Source organism: Virgibacillus doumboii (assembly GCF_902806455.1).
Classification (GTDB): Bacteria; Bacillota; Bacilli; order Bacillales; family Amphibacillaceae; genus Lentibacillus; species Lentibacillus doumboii.
Map to the genome: position 1 here is coordinate 323,630 of NZ_CADCWQ010000001.1, position 20,340 is coordinate 343,969.

At 41.4% G+C, this 20,340-nt stretch carries 16 protein-coding genes and 1 pseudogene; 11 read left to right on the forward strand and 6 right to left on the reverse strand.

The annotated features are described in order from the left end of the window. Positions 1 to 24 precede the first annotated feature (24 nt). On the reverse strand, positions 25 to 354 hold the full coding sequence (locus G6R02_RS01555) for a winged helix-turn-helix transcriptional regulator (protein WP_164667514.1): 330 nt from the start codon (positions 352 to 354) through the stop codon (positions 25 to 27). A 177-nt stretch (positions 355 to 531) separates the two neighbouring features. Here G6R02_RS01555 and G6R02_RS01560 point away from each other — a divergent pair, with 177 nt between their 5' ends. Further along, positions 532 to 1,776 (forward strand): aminopeptidase, encoded by a 1,245-nt coding sequence (locus G6R02_RS01560; protein WP_164667515.1) that lies wholly within the window; start codon positions 532 to 534, stop codon positions 1,774 to 1,776. A gap of 56 nt (positions 1,777 to 1,832) precedes the next feature. On the opposite strand, the gene recQ is transcribed toward G6R02_RS01560, so the two are convergent. Next, positions 1,833 to 3,980: a DNA helicase RecQ gene (gene recQ, locus G6R02_RS01565; RefSeq protein ID WP_164667516.1), complete on the reverse strand. Its 2,148-nt coding sequence runs from the start codon at positions 3,978 to 3,980 to the stop codon at positions 1,833 to 1,835. A 282-nt stretch (positions 3,981 to 4,262) separates the two neighbouring features. On the opposite strand from recQ, the gene G6R02_RS20000 reads away from it, so the two are divergent. Beyond that, positions 4,263 to 4,382 (forward strand): nucleotidyltransferase family protein, encoded by a 120-nt coding sequence (locus G6R02_RS20000; RefSeq protein ID WP_246202598.1) that lies wholly within the window; start codon positions 4,263 to 4,265, stop codon positions 4,380 to 4,382. A gap of 62 nt (positions 4,383 to 4,444) precedes the next feature. Continuing rightward, a pseudogene (locus tag G6R02_RS01575) lies at positions 4,445 to 4,588 on the forward strand (HepT-like ribonuclease domain-containing protein); the annotation flags it as partial. 172 nt (positions 4,589 to 4,760) lie between these two features. Here G6R02_RS01575 and brnQ read toward each other — a convergent pair. Beyond that, a complete protein-coding gene (brnQ, locus tag G6R02_RS01580) occupies positions 4,761 to 6,056 on the reverse strand; it encodes a branched-chain amino acid transport system II carrier protein (RefSeq protein ID WP_164667518.1) in 1,296 nt (431 codons plus the stop codon). A gap of 299 nt (positions 6,057 to 6,355) precedes the next feature. On the opposite strand from brnQ, the gene G6R02_RS01585 reads away from it, so the two are divergent. Then, positions 6,356 to 8,212 (forward strand): cation:proton antiporter, encoded by a 1,857-nt coding sequence (locus G6R02_RS01585; RefSeq protein WP_164667519.1) that lies wholly within the window; start codon positions 6,356 to 6,358, stop codon positions 8,210 to 8,212. A gap of 116 nt (positions 8,213 to 8,328) precedes the next feature. On the opposite strand, the gene G6R02_RS01590 is transcribed toward G6R02_RS01585, so the two are convergent. Then, positions 8,329 to 8,508 carry an SE1832 family protein gene (locus G6R02_RS01590; protein WP_164667520.1) on the reverse strand — a complete coding sequence of 60 codons (180 nt, stop codon included), beginning with the start codon at positions 8,506 to 8,508 and terminating at the stop codon, positions 8,329 to 8,331. A 92-nt stretch (positions 8,509 to 8,600) separates the two neighbouring features. Here G6R02_RS01590 and G6R02_RS01595 point away from each other — a divergent pair, with 92 nt between their 5' ends. After that, entirely contained in the window at positions 8,601 to 9,446 is an 846-nt protein-coding gene (locus G6R02_RS01595; protein WP_164667521.1) for a GNAT family N-acetyltransferase, read from the forward strand. A gap of 246 nt (positions 9,447 to 9,692) precedes the next feature. On the opposite strand, the gene G6R02_RS01600 is transcribed toward G6R02_RS01595, so the two are convergent. After that, positions 9,693 to 10,784, reverse strand: a complete 1,092-nt coding sequence (locus G6R02_RS01600) for an AI-2E family transporter (protein ID WP_425509008.1) — start codon at positions 10,782 to 10,784, stop codon at positions 9,693 to 9,695. Between the two features lie 187 nt (positions 10,785 to 10,971). Here G6R02_RS01600 and G6R02_RS01605 point away from each other — a divergent pair, with 187 nt between their 5' ends. The 4 genes from G6R02_RS01605 to G6R02_RS01620 all read left to right on the forward strand — a co-directional run bounded on the left by G6R02_RS01605 (position 10,972) and on the right by G6R02_RS01620 (position 15,759). Next, complete coding sequence (locus G6R02_RS01605; protein WP_164667522.1) at positions 10,972 to 12,699, forward strand: phospho-sugar mutase; 1,728 nt, start codon at positions 10,972 to 10,974, stop codon at positions 12,697 to 12,699. Positions 12,700 to 12,757: 58 nt separating this feature from the next. Continuing rightward, a complete protein-coding gene (locus G6R02_RS01610; RefSeq protein ID WP_164667523.1) occupies positions 12,758 to 13,117 on the forward strand; it encodes a DUF488 domain-containing protein in 360 nt (119 codons plus the stop codon). Positions 13,118 to 13,534: 417 nt separating this feature from the next. Next, positions 13,535 to 13,975, forward strand: coding sequence for an OsmC family protein (locus tag G6R02_RS01615; RefSeq protein ID WP_164667524.1), 441 nt, complete (start codon positions 13,535 to 13,537; stop codon positions 13,973 to 13,975). Between the two features lie 389 nt (positions 13,976 to 14,364). Continuing rightward, a complete protein-coding gene (locus tag G6R02_RS01620; protein WP_164667525.1) occupies positions 14,365 to 15,759 on the forward strand; it encodes an L-cystine transporter in 1,395 nt (464 codons plus the stop codon). A 285-nt stretch (positions 15,760 to 16,044) separates the two neighbouring features. On the opposite strand, the gene G6R02_RS01625 is transcribed toward G6R02_RS01620, so the two are convergent. Then, entirely contained in the window at positions 16,045 to 17,835 is a 1,791-nt protein-coding gene (locus G6R02_RS01625) for a DNA ligase D (protein WP_343032926.1), read from the reverse strand. A 117-nt stretch (positions 17,836 to 17,952) separates the two neighbouring features. Here G6R02_RS01625 and ku point away from each other — a divergent pair, with 117 nt between their 5' ends. Continuing rightward, on the forward strand, positions 17,953 to 18,789 hold the full coding sequence (gene ku, locus G6R02_RS01630) for a non-homologous end joining protein Ku (protein WP_164667527.1): 837 nt from the start codon (positions 17,953 to 17,955) through the stop codon (positions 18,787 to 18,789). Between the two features lie 533 nt (positions 18,790 to 19,322). Further along, positions 19,323 to 20,339, forward strand: coding sequence for an acyltransferase family protein (locus tag G6R02_RS01635; RefSeq protein ID WP_164667528.1), 1,017 nt, complete (start codon positions 19,323 to 19,325; stop codon positions 20,337 to 20,339). Position 20,340: the final 1 nt, after the last annotated feature.

A 20,340-nucleotide genomic window follows, 5' to 3' on the forward strand; every position in this document is an offset into this window, starting at 1 on the left:
TTCATTCAGGCTCCCTGTTTTAAATTAGGCATTGCTTTCTTTACGATCTTCAATTTGAATCCAGTCATTCGCCCAGTTCTGAATATCTTCGATGACGGGCTTCAACGCTTTACCCTTCTCAGATAAAGAATATTCGATTCGTACTGGAAATTCGGAATATATATTACGTTCAACAATATTTTCTTTTTCGAGCATTTTTAATCGTTCAGAGAGCAATCTTCCACTAATTGGCAAGTCTGCTTCCATCTCAGAAAAACGTTTTGTGCCGCCCAGCAATTCAAACAGGATTAAACCGACCCAGCGTTTGCTGATGATTTCCATTGCATTTTCAAAACGCGGACATAAATTTTCCATTTAGATCACCTCTCTGACTTTTATTTTTAACTTACAAAAAGTAACCTATTTATATAGTAACACATAACAGGGATTACGTAAATTAGAATTTGAGCAATTCGTTCAGCATCGTTTGGTATTTTTCTAATTTTATGAAATAATAGGCGATGCAGAAATTATTTTTTTGGAGGTAGAAGTATGGCAGATCGAGAAATGAAGGAAAAATATGCGGAGTTGGCGTTACAAACCGGTGTCAACCTGCAAAAAAATCAGGCATTGATGATAAACGCTCCGATTGAAGGGGCCGATTTTACCAGGATTGTTGTAAGAAAAGCATATGAAATGGGCGCAAAAGACGTGCACATTAATTGGGTTGATGACGAGCTTACCCTTTTAAAATACGAAAATGCACCAGATGAGGTAATTGCTAATTATCCGGAATGGCGGGTCAAATTACATGATATGTATGCTGAAGACGGAGCTGCAGTACTGTCAATCCGTTCAACGAATCCCGACCTCTTAAAGGATATTGACTCATCACGTGTTGCCAAGGCGAATAAAGCTGCCGCACAGGCGATGAAGAATTTCCGCCAATACACGATGAACGACCGGATAACATGGTCCATTATTTCGATTCCAACAGGTGACTGGGCACAAAAAATCTTCCCTGATAAATCAAAAGAAGATGCGATTGAAAGTCTGTGGGATGCGATTGCCAAAATTGTTCGCGTTGATCAGGATGACCCTGTTGCAGCATGGGATGCACACAATGAGACATTAAAAACTGCACGTGAAATTTTAAATGAGAAGTCATATAAAAAGCTTCTATTCAAAGCACCAGGAACCGAGCTTGAATTGGAGCTTCCGGAAGGGCATATTTGGAAAGGTGGATCTGCTGTATCTGAGAAGGGAACAACTTTTAATCCGAATATGCCAACGGAAGAAGTATTTTCTATGCCGCATAAATACGGTGTCAACGGAACGGTTTCAAGCACGAAGCCGCTGAATTATGGTGGAAGCTTAATTGATAACTTCAGCCTGACGTTTAAGGATGGACAAGTTGTTGACTTTAAAGCAGAACAGGGAGAAGATGTGTTGAAGCATTTGCTTGAAACGGATGAAGGGGCACGCCGCCTGGGCGAAGTAGCACTTGTTCCGCACGAATCACCTGTTTCACAGTCAGGCCTGATTTTCTACAATACGCTGTTTGACGAAAATGCATCATGCCACATTGCACTTGGAAAAGCATACCCTACCAATATCGAGGGTGGTGCATCAATGAGCGATGAAGAGCTTGATAAGCACGGCGTTAACGACAGCTTGACACACGTTGATTTTATGATCGGATCGGAAAAGCTTGATATTGATGGTGTTCTCGCGGATGGCAGCACCGAAGCTGTATTCCGCAACGGTACATGGGCACTGAATGTGAAAGGGAATTAAACTAAAAAAGAGGAAACCCGCCATCATAGACGCGGGTTTCCTCTACTAAATTAAAACTACATCAACCCATTCTTCACCAGTACTGCTTTAATTTTCGTATAATCATATTCTTCCGGAAGGGCTTCTCTCAGTGGCTTAAGTTTCGGCTCATCAATCTCCTCACGCGCCTTCAGAACTACTCCTTCTTCTTCCTCGTTGAAAAAGATTTCCCACGCGATTGGGTAGCCATCCTTGAATGCTTTAAAAATATGTCCTTCGATTGTTCGCTTGGAAAAATCACGAATAACAGCGATATCCTTTATCGACTTTCCTGACTGGAACATCGTATAACTTATCACGTGGCTCGGCCGTTCGTCCTCCTGCTTTTTTTTGCGGGGAGCAGGTGAGGAATCCGCTATCCGGACGGCTTGCCTCACATCAGGATTCTCAGCACGCCACTCTTTAATCACCTCTAAAAATGCCTCTCCATATTGCTCAAATTTACGCTCCCCGACACCTTTAATGGTCAACATATCTTCTTTTGTAACCGGAAAATAACGGCTGAGTTCTTTTAGCGTGGCGTCGGAAAACAGCACATATGGCGGAACATCCCGCTCATCAGCCATTTTTTTACGCAGCTCGCGCAATGATGCGAAAAGGTCTTCCTGAAAATCTGCTTCCCCACCAGTTGGAACTGGAGCAGTATACATCCATACGGTCTGTTCGCCTTTCAGGACGTCAACGGAATTCCGATTCAATTTTAATGTCGGAAATTTGCCTTCTTCTGTCGCCAAAAGCTGTTCGGCAATTAAGAAGTGAATCCATTCCGTCAGTTCTTTTTCAGTGTATGCCGACAATAATCCATAGGTCGAGATATTATCCAAACGAAAGTCGGCAATTTTTTTATCCTTAGAGCCTTTCAGCACTTTGGCGGTCATTCCAACACCAAATCGTTCACCCATGCGTTTGACACATGACAAAATCATTTGTGCTTCTTCTGTTATGTCTGTCCGTTCCTGCCGGTTAACACAATTGCTGCAGCGACCGCACGTTTCCGCTAAAGGATTGTCATTAAAATAATCAAGTATAAATGATGTTAAACAGCTGTGTGTATGACAGTAATTGATCATCGCCTGAAGCTTACGGTATTCACCCTGCTTCGCCTCATCGTCCATCAGGGATTGTTCAATCAGAAACTTCTGCAGCTGGATATCCTGTGGGGAAAATAACAACACGCAGTCACTGTGTTCCCCATCACGCCCAGCTCTGCCTGCTTCCTGATAGTACGACTCAATTGTCATCGGCATCGCATAATGGATAACAAAGCGGACGTTCGATTTATCGATCCCCATCCCAAAGGCGTTTGTCGCGACCATAACCGTTTTTTCGTCATGAATAAATGCTGCCTGGGCCTGTTTTCGCTCAGTCTCGGTTAAGCCGGCATGGTATTTTGCGACCGAAATACCCCGTTTCGTTAATAGGTCATATAACGCGTCCGTCTGCTTTCTGGTAGCTGCATAAATGATTCCTGATTCATTCGGGTGTTCCTCCAGGTAGGACCGTACATATGTTGCTTTATCTTTCCCTTTGACTACATGAAAAGCCAGGTTTTCCCGTTCAAAGCCGGTGTTGACTATATGGTCGTCTTCAATATTCAGCAGGGATTGAATATCTGAAATTACTTCCTCGGTTGCAGTGGCTGTCAGGGCCACAGTTACCGGGATATTTTTTAACCGGTTCAAATTAGGAATAATGGATCGATAGCTCGGCCTAAAGTCATGCCCCCACTGAGAAATACAATGTGCCTCATCAAATGCCACAAGCGAAATTGTGATACGTTTCAATATATCGGTGAAAAAAGATGACTCAAATCGTTCCGGGGCCACATAAACAAATTTATACCGTCCAGCTTCAATATCCCTGAGACGTGTTTGCTGTTCACTTGTTGTTAATGAACTATTTATGTATGTCGCAGCGATACCTAATGACTGGAGTGCATCAACCTGATCTTTCATCAGTGAAATTAATGGAGAAATAATAACAGCGGTTCCATCCAGAGAGAGCCCTGGAATCTGATAGCATAAAGATTTACCGCCGCCAGTCGGCATAACCGCAAGTGTATTTTTTTTATCTATAATTTTATCTATCGTCTGTTTTTGCCCCGGACGAAAAGATTCATAACCAAAATATGTTTGCAGGATATTTTCTTCTTGTTGAATGATCATTTTTATTACCCCTTTGCTGATTTCATAGTAACATATTTTTTCCGCCTGAAACGATGGAAAAATAAGCAGAATTTGCTGGAGCTTAAATTCAGAAAGAACCTTAAAAAATGTTGAGCAGGCTGGTGGATACTCTTTAATTCTTGTGTGGGTCCTGCAGAGATTGGAATATAAATATCACCCATTTTTGGTTTGGCGGTGATGATTATGTTATCGCAACAGGAAATTCTCAATGAACTTTCGGGAAACTTAAAAATGTGGAAAGAGAAATATGGTGTTTAGTGTATAGCTTTATTTGGCTCATACGCCCGCGGAGAACAGAAAGAGTCAAGTGATATTGACTTGCTGGTAGAATATAATGAAGAATCTATGACATTTGACAGCTTTATGGATTTAATAAGTTGATCTTGAAGACCTTTTCGAAAAGTCGGCAGATTTAGTTATTATAGAGTCTTTCTTTTTACGATTTTGTAGATAATGAGTTAGTTTCTGATGCCGTTATGAAAAATATATTAGTAATTGGAGAGGCAACAAAGAACATTCCTGAAGAAATAAGAAGTGTGAACCCCCAGATTGAATGGAGAAAAATGGCTGGAATGAAGCATCTATAAATATAAAGAACTATTGATAATCATATACTTATATCATTAAGTACCCAAAATTATAAGCTGTCACTAGGCAGTTTTTTTTTTGTTTGTCGAGCTGGCTTTTCTTGATTATAGCATAAGTCACAAGCAGATGGTATTAAATTCATCAAGAAAAGAGCCAACATGAAGTCGGCTCTTAATTGGAATAGGACGGTGCCAATCTGCCTCTGAAAAGGTAACCAATCACCCCGCCAATGATTGCCGGAACTATCCAGCCCAGTCCAATCGAGAAAAATGGCAGGTATTCCATTACAGATGTTACAGCCGGCAAGGTAACTCCAAAAGCTGTGATACCATCATATAATGAAACAATTGCTGTAAGGATTATTGCACCCTGATAGACAGTTTTTTCTCCATTAAATAATTTCTGCATAAAGGTCAGTAAAATAAGCACGATTGCAATCGGGTAAATAAACACAAGTACCGGAACAGAAACGCTGATAATGGTATTTAACCCCTGGTTGGCAATCAGGTAACTGGCAATCGTAACAACCAGTATAACCGTGCTGTAGGAAAAGCGGGTTATTTTGGTGAAAAATTGACCGCATGCGACTACAAGCCCGACAGATGTTGTGAAACAGGCCAAAGCTACGATAACTCCAAGCAGCAGCGCACCAAAACTTCCGAACATAAGATCAGCTGCACTGGATAAAATATCACCGCCGTTTGTGAAATTCCCCTCAGCTGCCATTTTGGTACCAATCCAGCCAATTGAGCCATATACAGTCACCAGACCTATACCAGTAATGGCTCCGGCTTTCAACGTTGATTGGATCAGATTCTTCTGGTCAGATATGCCACGTTCTTTAAACGCATTGACGACGATTATTCCAAACGCCAGCGCAGCGATTGCATCCATCGTCAGATAACCTTCAACAAAGCCGGTGAAGAAAGGAGATACCGTATACTTTTCTGTCGGGTCTGCGAGCTGGTTGTCCAACAGAAAGAATCCACCGACACATAGTGCAACGATTGCAAGCAGCAAAACAGGTGTTAAATATTGCCCGATTCGGTCAACCATTTTGGATGGATTCCGACTGACGAGATATACCAGTATAAAAAAGATAGTAGTAAATAAGAATAATGATAACGATGATGCACTTGTGAAAGGTTCCACACCCATCTCATATGCAACGGTTGCAGCTCGCGGAATGCCAAAAAACGGTCCGATTGCCAGATAAACAACCGAGGTAAAAATAAGTCCAAACAAGGGGTGTACACGATCGGCAAGTTCTCTCGCATCATTTTTTACAAAAGAAATCGCAGTGACAGCGAGGATCGGCAAACCAACCCCGGTTATCACGAAGCCTGCAATTGCGGCCCAGTAGGAGGTGCCGGAATTAATCCCCAGTGTTGGCGGATAAATCAGATTCCCCGCTCCAAAAAATAATGCAAATAACATAAATCCTATAATAAACGTATTTCTGTTCATGCTGTTCGTTCCCTTCTGCTCTGATGTTTGGTCGAAAGCGCTTTTACAAAATCAGCTGGAAATAAACGTAATAGTCAGATAATTACTAATAAAAATTTTTAAAAATGTCACAAAGCAAAAAGAATTTTAGCAAGTAAGATAAGTGATGTCAATGCAGTTTACAGTGTACCAGTGAACTTTTTGTGAATTTTTGCAAGGAGACTTTACTATTAATCCCAGATTAAATTGTTTACATTGAATGCTGAGTTATTTAAAATAACTTTATATTATTGTGGAAACTATAAGTTAGGGGGTTTGATATGGTTCCATCTGTTTTGTTTGAAATCATGCTAATAGGTCTCTTGGGAATCGGATCGCAATGGGTTGCCTGGCGCTATCGTATGCCGGCAATTGTTGTCATGTCGATAACTGGTTTACTTGTTGGTCCAGTTTTCGGCCTGTTGAATCCTGAAGAAGACTTTGGAGATTTATATAAACCCATTATTTCAGTAGCTGTAGCAATCATACTTTTCGAGGGAAGTCTTAATTTAAATTATAAAGAAATTCGTGGACTCGGACGGCCGGTATTCCGAATCGCAACGGTGGGAGCGTTCCTGGCGTGGATACTCGGATCATTAACAGCCCATTATATTGCAGGATTATCATGGGCTGTAGCATTTGTTATCGGTGGCTTATTCATTGTGACGGGGCCTACCGTTATTATGCCATTACTGAGGCAGTCGAAACTGAAACCAAGACCGGCAAAAGTACTGAAATGGGAAGGTATTATTGTTGATCCAATCGGTGCACTGCTGGCAGTCTTTGCGTTTGAAATAATTGCCTTTTTGACTGCAGGTGATCCGGATGGTTCAAAGCTGCTTTTATTCTTTGCTGCTTCTGTGTTTGCTGCGATATTAGGCTGGGCATGCGGCAAGGGAATGGGCTGGATGTTCGAGACAGGACATATTCCGGAATTTTTGAAATCGCCTGCTGTTTTTATCGTTGTTATATTCTGTTTCACGCTTGCCGATGAAATAATGCATGAGACAGGACTTTTGGCTGTTACTGCTATGGGTATGACCCTTGCAAACATGGGAATCAGTTCGGTGGCAGACATGCGCCACTTTAAAGAAAATATATCCATCCTGCTGATTTCAGCAATATTTATTATGCTTACTGCTTCTTTACAAGTGGAAACGCTGCTGAAGGTATTTGATCTTCATATTATTGGCTATGTTATTTTAATGATGTTTGTGGTTCGGCCGCTATCCATCTTTCTGTCAACAATTGGTACTGATTTGGCACTCAACGAAAAAATACTGTTGGGCTGGATTGCTCCAAGAGGTATTGTTGCACTGACAGTTTCCGGATATTTCGCTTCGATATTGGCGGACTCGGGATATGAAGATGCATCCATCATTACGACATTGACATTCGCATTAGTATTTTTCACTGTTGTTGCACACGGGTTTTCCATAAGCTGGCTGGCAAAAAAACTGCATCTTTCACTGGAAGGAAGACCTGGTACATTGATTGTAGGCAGCAACAGCTTCAGTGTGAATCTTGCCAAATCACTGCAAAAAGCAAAAGCACCAGTTATTATTGTTGATTCATCATGGGAAAGACTGCGTAAAGCACGTGAATCCGGAATTCCTTTTTATCACGGTGAAATGCTTTCGGAGCAGACGGAATATCATCTGGACACCATTCCATATGAATATATGATCGCCGCTACCGAATATCATTCCTATAATGCACTGGTTTGTACAACATTTATGCCGGAATATGGCAGAACCAATGTGTTTAAGGTAAGTCCGTATAACCAGGGCGGTATGGAAATGGCTGATACAGTGGATAAAGTCGGTGGAAGAATATTATTTAAGCAGGAATTATTTCTGGAAGATTTGAACGAGAAAATCGCAAAGCACTATGTATTCCGCCAGACAAATATTACAAACCAATATGGCTATAAACAATATTTGCAGGAAAAAGCAGACGAAACCGTTCTTTTATATATCATGAAGCCGTCAGGGCAGATCAAGTATTATTCAGAGGAAATGAGGGTAACACCTGAAGCTGGTGATACCATCGTAAGCTTGACTCCACCGGTTAAAGAAATCAACAAAATCAAGCAACGCCTGGAAAACCAGCGGAATGGAAACGGAAATGGGAATTAATATGTAAAAGGGCTGCCCCGATTGTGGAGGCAGCCCTTTTTATATCAGCCCGAGAGCAAATATATCAACCCGAGAATTCATTATTCCGACAACAAAACATCAGCCCGGAAACTAATCTAATCCAGCTTATCCAGCTTTTGATTTAATTCCTTTAAACGATTTTCTATTTCAATCAGCTGTTGCTCACCTTTTGATGTATTCACTCCAAAAGATGTTGCCTTTTCCACATCTCCTTGAATCCTGACATAGTCAGACTTCAATTCAGCCATTTCCGCTTCAATTTCTTTTTTTGTCATAAAAAAATCACTCCCAATGAATAGTGTAGTCGAAATGTACTTTACAAGACAAGAAAATACGATTAAATTAAAGAAATAAAGGAGAAATGTAAATGAATATCCGTTTTGAGCAATCAATTACCAAATACAAAAACAAGGTAGAGGATATACTGCTGGAGAAGGAAGCATGCAATAATCTGATGCTGGGAATTCTGGGCCGCATTGAACATGATCCGGAAGCATATGTAAACGGATATTATCTTGGAATTGCCGAAGTGGACGGTAAAGCCGTATATGCATTCATGCAAACCCCGCCAAACAACTGGATTCTCGCTGATATTGAACATACGAAAAACGATGTGATTCACCATATCACTGATTTTCTCTATACAAACGATGTGGAAGTTCCGGGTGTTATGGGACCAACTGAACAGGCCGGAACTTTTAAAGATGCATGGGAGCGGCTGAATAACTGCAGTTCAACCATTCATGTGAAACAATTAATCTATCGGTTGGATGACGTTAAACCAATTTCAAAAGGTGAAGGGCGGTTGACTGCAGCCACCAGCAACGATCATCAGCTTGTTAAAAAATGGCTCATACAGTTCGGTGTTGAAGCAAACGAGCAAATTTCGGATAAAAAAGCTGACCAGGTAGCTGAGTCATTTATAAATAACGGATCTCTGCATTTATGGATGGTAAACGATCAGCCGGTCTCCATGGTTAACCAGTCACGGAAAACAAAGAATGGAGCAACCATAAACGCTGTTTTCACACCTGATGAACACAAGCGGAACGGCTACGCAACAGCCTCCGTTGCAGCATTGTCGGAAAAGCTTCTTGGGGAAGGATTTCAATTCTGCAGTTTATATACAGACCTTGCAAACCCTACATCCAATAACATTTATAAAAAAATCGGGTACGATGAAGTCGGCCGGTCGATTGTGTATAAATTCTGAAGAACATTTTGCAGCAAGGGGCGGACATATTTTCCGTTATTTTCATAAAATCAATGACTTTTACAGTTTGGCGGACATTTATTCCGTTATTCCCTGAAAATCACCGTGGAATAGCCATTTTTAATGCGATAGCGGAATATATGTCCGTGAAACCCTGCAAAAAGCACTTTTTTTCACAAATAGCGGAAAATATGTCCTTAAAAAAAAAGCATACCACCGATTTGGTATGCTTTTCCCAATGACTTATTAGATCAACGCATCTTCCTCGTCCGACTTCGATTCCTGATATGTTTTATAAAAGTGTACGATAATTGTTTTCACGACTGCGTAAAACGGTACGGCGAAAAGCATTCCCAGTAATCCGGCTATGCTCCCGGCAGCCAGGATTATCGTAATAACGGTAAGTGGGTGAAGTTGTAATGCTCTGCCCATTACATTTGGTGAAACAAGATTTCCTTCAATTTGCTGTGCAACAATCATTACGATGGCGACCCACACAGCCATCAGCGGATCCTGGAAAAAACCAACAATGATGGCTGGTGCAACAGCAAGATACGGCCCGAGAAATGGAATAACACACATAATCACGCCAAATAATGCCAGCGTTAAAGCGTAATCCAGATTAATGATCGTATAACCAATGTACAGCAGTACGCCAATGCATAAGCTGACAATCAGCTGACCCTGAATATAGGAAGTCAGTGCTTCGTCGATTTTATGCAACAGTGAACGAATATTATCGGCTTTCTTTTTATTAAAAATCTGTGTGACAAACGGAACAAATTTGTCTCCGTCCTTTAACATGAAAAATAGGAAAAACGGAATGAGCACGATTGAAAAAATAAATCCAATCAGCTCGCCTACGAAACCGAAGATAAACGTTAAGGCAGATTCGATATACGATTGCAGATTTGATGTAATGTCATTTATAGTCTTATTAACTTCCGGAGGGATTACATTTTGATTTGCCTGCCAGTAGGATATAAGATCCTGAGCACCTGAGACCATACTTGGTATATTTTTAATAAGATTTGAGAATTGTCTTTCCGCAATTGGTATAATATAGGAAATAAACAAATATCCAATTAAAATCAGCAGCAAAAATACAATAAGAATCGAAAAGATACGATTAATTTTATATTTTTCCAACAGGTGCATGACCGGCTTGGTTAAATAAAAAAGAATGCCAGCCCCGATAAAGGGTAATGCAACTGCACCCACGTATTTAAATATAGGGTCAAATATAAAATTAGTCACCGATATCAGCCAGATTAGCAGAAATACCATAATAAACAGGGCTAATGTTTGAAACCAACGCTTCTCAAGCACTACGATCACAACTTTCTCTTATTTTATAATTTATATCTATTTTACCTTTAATTGGAATAATTAGAAAGTATACGTTAGCTATTTTCACCTGAATCCTATATGGATAAACCTGAATTTAAATAGACAAATAGAATATAGGTCAAAAGTATGCTAGAATTTGAGCATATGTAATTGTTTTTAGAGGGGGATGTACCTTATGGGTAACTGGGAATCAGTGTATGAAAAATGGAGTTCTTTTGAAAAACTTGATCCATCATTAAAGCAGGAACTTGAGAATATGAAAGGAAATAATGAAGCGTTGGAGGACGCTTTTTATAAAGAGCTGTCTTTTGGTACAGGTGGTCTGCGCGGGGTACTTGGCGCGGGAACCAACCGGATGAATAGTTACACCGTTCGCAAAGCGGTGGATGGACTTGCCAATTATTTGAAAAAAAATCGTGTTAATGTGTATGACCGCGGTGTAGTCATTTCTTACGATTCGAGGTATATGTCAAAAGAATTGGCGCTGGAAACAGCTAAAGTACTTGGCGCATATGGTATTAAGTCGTATATATTTGAAACATTGCACCCAACACCACTTTTGTCATTTGCTGTTCGCAATCTTGGAACGGTTGCAGGTGTCATGATTACTGCAAGTCATAATCCGCCTGAATACAATGGGTTCAAAGTCTATAATGAAGACGGAGGACAGATTATTCCGGATGAAGCAAATGAAATTATTGCTGCCATTCAGGAGGTGGATGATGAACTGACCGTACCAGTTATGGACAAAGAACAATTGGAAGAAAAAGAACTGCTCACATGGATTGGCGATGAAATTGATAATGCCTACCTGGAGCAGCTTGGGCAAATTTCAAGACTTAGTGAGACGGAGCGTAAGCAGGACAAAGATTTACAAATAGTTTTCACACCCCTGCACGGGACCGCCTATGATTTAGTGATGAAGGGATTACAGCAAATAAATTTTAATCATGTTGACGTGGTAAAAAAACAGGCTGAACCGGATCCGGAATTTTCAACTGTCGCATCACCAAACCCTGAAGAACATCAGGCATTTGAATTGGCAATTGAACAAGGCAAAAAAACGGATGCCGATATTTTAATCGGTACCGACCCTGATGCGGATCGTCTAGGCGTTGCCGTCAAAGACGATTCCGGAGAGTATTCTGTTTTAACCGGTAACCAGCTGGGCTCGCTGTTACTGGACTATATTCTCTCGCATAGCAGTGAAGCGGTGCTTGAGAACGGCCGCATGCTGAAAACAATCGTTACATCAGAGCTCGGCCGTAAAGTTGCTGATTATTATGGCGTAAAAACAATTAACACGTTAACAGGATTTAAATACATTGGTGAAAAAATTCGTCAATTTGATGCAACAGGCGAAACATTTGTTTTTGGATATGAGGAAAGCTACGGCTACCTGATAAGCAGTTTTGCCAGGGATAAAGACGCTGTTCAGGCAGCGGTGCTTGCAGCAGAAATGGCTTATTTCTGGAAAAAACAAGGCAAAACACTAAATGATGCATTGGATACGTTGTATGAAAAGCACGGATATTATTTGGAAGGATTGGATTCATTAACCTTAAAAAGAAAAGAAGGATCCGAAAAAATCGCTGCAATCATGGAGCGTATTCGAAAAGAGCCATTTAAAGAAATAGCAGGAATCCGGGTCAAGCAAATAGAAGACTATTTATCAAGTGAGCGTACTGTGACGGACAGCGGCAATGCTGAAAAAATCGAATTGCCAAAAGAAAATGTGGTTAAATATATTTTGGAAAAAGACAGTTGGGTTTGCCTGCGTCCATCCGGCACCGAACCAAAGATAAAATGTTATTTTGGTGTCTGTGGTTCAAGTAAACAGGAAAGTGAAGAGCGGCTGGCAACACTAAAGACGTATATGGAAGACGTGATGAAACAAGTTTAGTAAAGGTGCCATTCCGGGTATCATACAAACAAATCACATACGTAAAGAGGTGTTTGAAGTGCCTGTGAATATAAAGCGAATTTATGATGACGTGCGTAATACTGATGGTGTGCGTGTTCTGGTTGACCGGGTGTGGCCACGAGGAATGTCCAAGGAAAAAGCCCGCCTGGATCACTGGATGAAAGAAATCGGCCCGTCCAATGAGTTGCGGAAATGGTTCGGACATGACCCTGACAAATATGAAGAATTTAAAAAGAAATATAAAGAAGAACTTGAAAACGGGGAGCAACAGGAAGAACTTGCGAAACTGAAAAAGTTAACCAAAGAGCATAATAAAAATGTGACATTATTATTTTCAGCAAAGGATGAGGAGCATAATCAGGCACGGGTTTTAAAAGAAATATTGGATCATCAATAACCAAAGAGGCTGGGACATAACAAAATAGTGTTGCGCAAAAGACGAACAATGTATGGAAGTAGCGGAGGGAATATACGTAGACTCCTGGGGGAGGAAAGGCATCGGTGAGACTACGAAGTGCGTAAGCGCTTCGGAGGCTCACCAGCCGCCCCCGGCTAAGAAGACACTGCGAAAACGCACTTTTTGAGCAGATGTCGCCTTGGTACCCGGAGGTGTGAAAGCGAAGTATATTCCCGGAGCGGTTTTATACACCATTTTCACTATGTTCGGTTTCTTTTTTTTGATAAAACACTTTTGTCCCAGCCTCTTTAATTCAGGTTGCTTCATTTCCGGAGAACACCTGCATAGCTTATCGTAATAATCGGTGTTATAGTTGGTACTGGAATGAGTAATATTTTATAAATATGAGGTGATTCGATGGCGGAACATCATTTTCATTTAACAGCGGACTGGCCCGGCGGAAGAAATAGTACAGGCTCCATTGAAGCAGGGAATTTGCAGACGAAGATTTCCATACCACCTGAAATGGACGGCCCCGGCGTTGGGACAAACCCCGACGAAATGCTATTGGGTGCTGCCGCAACATGCTATCTGATCACACTGGCAGCAATGATCGAACGGGCAAAACTTCCATTAAAGGAAATGTCACTGCAATCAGAAGGCATTGTTGATGTAACCGATGGCGTTTTTACGTATAAAAAAATCATTCATAAACCTGTTGTCGAACTGCAGGAAGGTTCCGAGAAAAATGATTACAAAAAGCTGGAGAAACTGGTTGAAAAAGCGGAATCAAGCTGCATGATTTCCCGCGCTGTAAAAGGAAATGTGGAGATCGAGTTGCAGCCCACGGTAAAATAACAAGGCCAAATGCGGGTCTTGTTTTTTTGTGGAAGGGTGTGGGGAACATGCAAACATCAGCTCGTGGCGGGAAGCATCCACGGGAGCGAATATCAACCGGAGGAGCGCGAACATCAGCCCGAGAACAAAAACATTAGCCCACCCACACCACAACTCCCATCTGACCTGGGCTCAAACCTCATAAAATTCCAACTATTCGGGCTTTATTTAATAGGGTTTTTCTTATTGACACGTTTCTGCTTGTCCCTGTATATTATTTAAGCATACTAATTTTATCGGAATTATATATATTAGTATAATTGATGATTCATTTTTCTATGCTGGGTCAGATAGTTTGAAAACATCATAGAATAAGAGAACCATCAAGAATAAACAGGGGAGGTAACGTAATGGATATTGCATATATTGTAGTGAATATCGCGGTGCTGGCAGCAATTATTGGACTTCTTATTTACATGCAAATGAAACATTTTTCATTCAGTAAGCGCGTATTCACTGGTTTGGGACTTGGTATAGTCCTGGGAGCTGTTCTGCAGGCGATCTACGGTACAGGTTCTGACGTCTTATCACAAACGACAGAATGGTATAATATCGTGGGTCGAGGATACATCAGCCTGTTAATGATGATTGTTGTGCCGCTTGTCATGGTTTCCATTATTCAGTCAATCATTAACCTGGAAAAAGGGTCGGACCTAGGTAAAATGTCCGCATGGATAATTGGTATTTTAGTAGGAACAGCAATGATCGCAGCACTTGTCGGGATAGGAAGTGCCGCACTGTTTGATCTGAACGCTGATCAAATCGAAGCAGGAACAGCAGAGAATGAACGAGGAGCAATGCTGGAATCAACACTAGGTGACGTTGAAGATATGTCAACGCCTCAGAAGATTCTCAGCTTTATTCCATCAAATATCTTTCTGGATATGACACAGCAGCGATCCACATCTGTAATCGCAGTTGTTATTTTCTCAATTATTGTCGGTATTGCCGTACTTGGATTGAGGAGAAAAAATCCGGAACAGGCCGAAATGTTTACGAAAATAGTTAATTCGCTTTATGCAGTAGTCATGCGAATCGTGACATTGGTTCTTCGCTTAACACCATTTGGTATTCTCGCATTAATGGCTAATACTGTAGCCAGCACTGATGTTGCTGGAATAATCGAGCTTGGCAAATTCGTTATCGCTTCATATGCAGCATTGTTTGTCATGTTCATTATCCACCTTGTGCTTGTCGGTGTGTTCGGTTTGAACCCAATGACATACTTGAAAAAAGTGTTGCCAGTATTGAGTTTTGCGTTCACATCACGCTCAAGTGCCGGAACCATTCCATTGAATATCCAGGCACAACGAAATTCACTTGGTGTTGATCAGGGGATTGCGAATATGTCAGCATCATTCGGCGCAACCATCGGGCAAAACGGATGTGCCGGAATTTATCCTGCGATGCTTGCTGTTATGATCGCGCCGTCTGTTGGAATTGATCCGCTAACACCAGGATTCATCATCCAACTGGTACTGATTATCGGTATTAGCTCATTTGGTGTAGCAGGTGTCGGTGGTGGTGCAACATTTGCAGCATTGATTGTCCTCTCATCAATGGGACTTCCAGTTGCACTTGCAGGGCTGTTGATTTCTATTGAGGCGCTAATCGACATGGGCCGTACTGCATTGAACGTTAATGATGCAATGCTATCAGGTACCCTGACATCACGCATTCTGAAAAAATTAAATCTGAAAACGTATAACGATAAAAATGCTATTGAACAGGAAATGTCTATATAATTTGCATGGAAAAGTCGCTCCAGTCGGGGCGGCTTTTTTGTGGTTTTGCCCCAGGGTGCAAAACCACAAAACTCGCGCGACAGCATCCAAAACTCGCGCGACAGCATCCAAAACTCGCGCGACAGCATCCAAAACTCGCGCGACAGCATCCAAAACTCGCGCGACAGCATCCAAAACTCGCGCGACAGCATCCAAAACTCGCGCGACAGCATCCAAAACTCGCGCGAGTGAGAATTCGAACAAACTGAGTAACATCCATGCCTCATAATGTGGATCCGAAAATTCTCAACCTTGAATCATCGCCAAAATTTTATCCATATGCTGTTTTTCACCCGTTTCAAAGTATGCTGCAAACGGACATCCATTCACGTGGATACGCTCCACAGTGTTCTCAATTGTAAATAGGCTGGGCGCCAAATCATCGTTCACTTCTTCCCAAAATAATGGTGCTGCGACGGTAGCATCGTCTCTTTTTCTTGGTGAATAGGGGGCAACCAACGTTTTATCTTTACCATGCTGCAAATAATCAATATACAATCGGTCGCCGCGTTTATTTTTGAGCCGTTCTGTCGTAAACAAATCCGGATATTCCTGCTCCAGTGTCCACGCGATTGCCTGGGTAAACACACCGGTCTCCTCATAGGTCATGCTGCCTGCGGGAATGGGAATGTGCACCTGCAGCCCTTTCCCGCCGGATATTTTAACAAACGAGATTAATTCGAGATTATCGAGAATCTGTTTCAATAAATTGGCAGCCTTTACTGCCAGATGAAAAGCTTCTCTCCCGGGCGGATCCAAATCAAACACGATTTCACTCGGCTTCTCACTCGTATAGGTCTGAAATGGGATGTGATACTCAATAGCCCCGTGATTAGCGAACCATAGTAAGGCGTCCAGTTTATTCAGTGTGAAAAAAACTTCATCATCTATTTCAATACTGTTAATGAATTCCGGAGCATAGTCCGGCAGATGTTTTTGAAAAAATGATTCTCCGTGAACCCCATCTGGACAGCGAATAACTGTTAGTCGGCGATTATGTAAAAAGGGGATCATATATGGAGCAATTTCGCGCATATAAACTAGCATATCACCTTTTGTTAAACCGGGATCCGGCCAAAAAGTCTTTTCCGTGTTTGAGACATCAACAGGTTCGGGGAGCATTGCCAGATCAATCTTCAGTTTCTCTACTGTACATTCAGCTGCCGATTTATTTGGCACCAGCCTGCTAAACTCAGGCTCACGCAATTCGCTTTTATATAAATCCAACGTATTAATTTCTGCACATATTGCAGGGGGGAGGCTGTACCCATTCCCTTCTTTGGTTCCTTTTGAAATGAACAAATCCTTCAAGGTTGAAAATTCTTCTTCACCCAAACCATGCTTGCATTTGCCAATGGAACGAACTTCTTCATTGTCATAAATGCAAACCGTAAAATAATCATTCTTTGGATCATAGAACGTCAAAAATCCATTAATGGTCCGCCAGTTTTTAATCTTGTACCAATCCCGATGCTTCTTCGCATCTTCGTAAAGGCTGTCTACCCGCTTAGCGACCATACCCTCAGCTTTATACTCAAAAATATCCTGCCATAATGCATCAGAGTCTTCCTGAAATGGAACAAATCGGATACAATCTCCAATGGTATCCTCTTTAAAAATATCCCCGAGTTTTTGTTTGCGTTCTTTAAATGTTTTTTTTACCAAAGAAGCACCACCATGCTCCAATAGGTCAAACGCCATGAAGCTCACTGGGCGACTGGCTGCGGCTTCCATAATCGCATCCTTGTTTTTTAACCGACCTCGTTTTTGAAGTAACGAAAAATTAGCCTGATAGCGATTATTCAATACGACTAATTCCCCGTCCAGTTTAAGTGGCAGCACTTCCTCAACCAAAGCCTGATGCAGCTGGCATTCTTCAATAAGTTCCGGAAAATTGGCGGTAAGATCTGTGTCGTTTCTGCTTATTAACCGGACAGAATCACGCTCCCAGTGAAGAACACACCGAAATCCATCATACTTAACTTCATAAACCCATTCTGTCCCTGTTGGAATCTCAGCGCTGGCAATTGGTTTCATTAATTTCACGTTCAAACACTCCCTCGTATCCATTATCATGGCTCAATTGAAGGTGAATTATCAAAAGGATAAAATCAGCTTCAACTCGGCAAACTAGGAAAAAAAGGAGGCAAAACCATGCACACGATGTGGAAAGGAACAATCAGTTTCGGACTGGTGAATATTCCGGTGAAAATGCATGCTGCAACTGAAAACAAAGACGTAAAGTTACGGCAGTTGCATAAGGAATGTCAGTCCCCAATAAAGTATAAACGCACATGTCCTAATTGTGATCGTGAAGTGGAAAGCGATGAAATTGTAAAAGCTTATGAATATGCCAAAAATAAGTTCGTCGTCCTCGATGATGAAGACCTGGAAAATCTGAAAAAAGAACAGGGTGACAAAGCAGTAGAAATAATGGATTTTGTAAAATTGGACGAGATTGATCCGATTTATTTTGAAAAGAGCTATTACCTGTCCCCGAGTGAGGGCGGGGGAAAAGCCTATTCGCTGTTAAGGTCGGCACTTGAAGAAACCGGGAAGATTGGCATTGCCAAAATGATGATTCGGTCAAAAGAGCAATTGGCGGTAATTCGGATTTACAAAAACACGCTAGTTGTGGAGACAATCCATTATCCTGATGAAGTGCGTGACGTCCAGGATGTTCCTAATGTTCCGGAAGAATCCAACACAGCCGAGAAAGAACTGGACACAGCCAAAATGTTGATCGATCAGCTGTCGACGGAATTTGACCCTGAAAAATATAAAGATGAATACCGTACTGCTTTGCTCGATTTAATTGAGGAGAAGAAAAACCAGGACGAAACTGCAACGGCAAAAGAAAAGCCGAAACCGGATAATGTCACCAATCTGATGGACGCACTTCAAGCATCACTGGACCGGGCGGAAAAGGACAAACCCAAAACCAAACGGAAATCAAAAACCGCTACACAAAAGAAGAAGGTGGCAAGGTAATCCAGGCTTATCATTGTCATATCCGGCACCAAGCGAATGAAGTTTTTTCACTAACGTATGTCGCTAATCTGGAGCCATATTTTAATTGGCCGTTTTCGCATAGATTGTTGTTTTGACATAGGGGTATAAAATGTGACGGAACTTAAATAGCAATTAGTCCGCAGCTGTGGAAATGCATGGTTGTGCTCGTTGTGTTGGAAGTGATTTCTCAAATTCATGCAGAAACAAGGCTTGAAATCATTGAGAGGAGCGCTGTCACGATGAGAAAGAAACCGATTTAGGTTAGAAACCATCAAGAGGAGCGCTATCTCGATGAAAAAGAGACCGAATTAGTCTGTAAATCACCAAAAGAAGCATTGTCTCAACTACGAGAACATCCTTATAATTTGATTACACTAACTTATCATTTTTTCATTCTATTTACAGTTCAATAACAACCTCATGAAATCGTCGGTTTGCTATCGTATTTCTGTTTAGAAACGGGTATAGCATTAATACACCGGATGATTATGGACTTAAAAGGGATGAGGAACATGAAGCGTAATGCATACTTTGATAATGCAAAGTTAGTTTTGATTTTTTTAGTCGTATTTGGTCATATGATACAGCCGTTCACTGACGGCTCACGTGGAATGAACTCACTATATTTATGGATATACACCTTCCATATGCCAGCATTTATATTATTGTCAGGTTTTTTTGCGAAAGGTTCAGGGAACAAAAAATATATCACCAATTTAGCCAAAAAATTGCTGCTGCCATATTTAATTTTCCAGGTTATTTATACCGGATATTATTTCTTCATTGGAAAAGAAGGCTGGCAAACGGGAATATTCTACCCGCATTGGTCACTATGGTTTCTGTTCAGCCTGTTCAGTTGGCACATTTTACTGACTTGGTTTAAAAAAATCCAGGCTTTACCCGGCATAAGCATTTCCATCGCCATCGGGTTAATTGTTGGTTATTTTGGCGAGATAGGACACACATTCAGCTTATCTCGGACCTTTGTATTTTTCCCATTCTTTTTGATGGGTTATTGGTTAACCAAAGAACATGTACTGTTTCTGAAGCACAAAAGTGTCAAAATAATTTCCTTTGGTATCATGGCTGCAGCAGCAGTGGCAATTTATATTGCGCCGGATTTCAATTCTGGCTGGCTGCTTGCTTCCAAATCATACGGGGATCTCGGGATGCCGGAGTTCGGCGTGTTTGCCCGATTACTCGTTTATGCTACAGCAGGGATAATGACGGTCAGTGTGCTTGCATGGATTCCAAAAACAAATACAAGGCTGACACATCTTGGGGCAAGAACATTATATGTCTATCTTTTACACGGATTTTTCATTCAGTTTTTTCGCCAGGCGAATTGGTTTGAGGTAAATAATTTATTAGATTTAGTTGGGCTGGCCGTGATTTCCGGAGCGATAGTACTTGTTTTATCATGCAAACCGATTCAGGGAATCTGGCAGCCGTTTATTGAAGGAAAAGCATCCATTATCAAAAATACGTTTAGACACCGGGACAATGAGAAACATCAACATCACGCTTAAT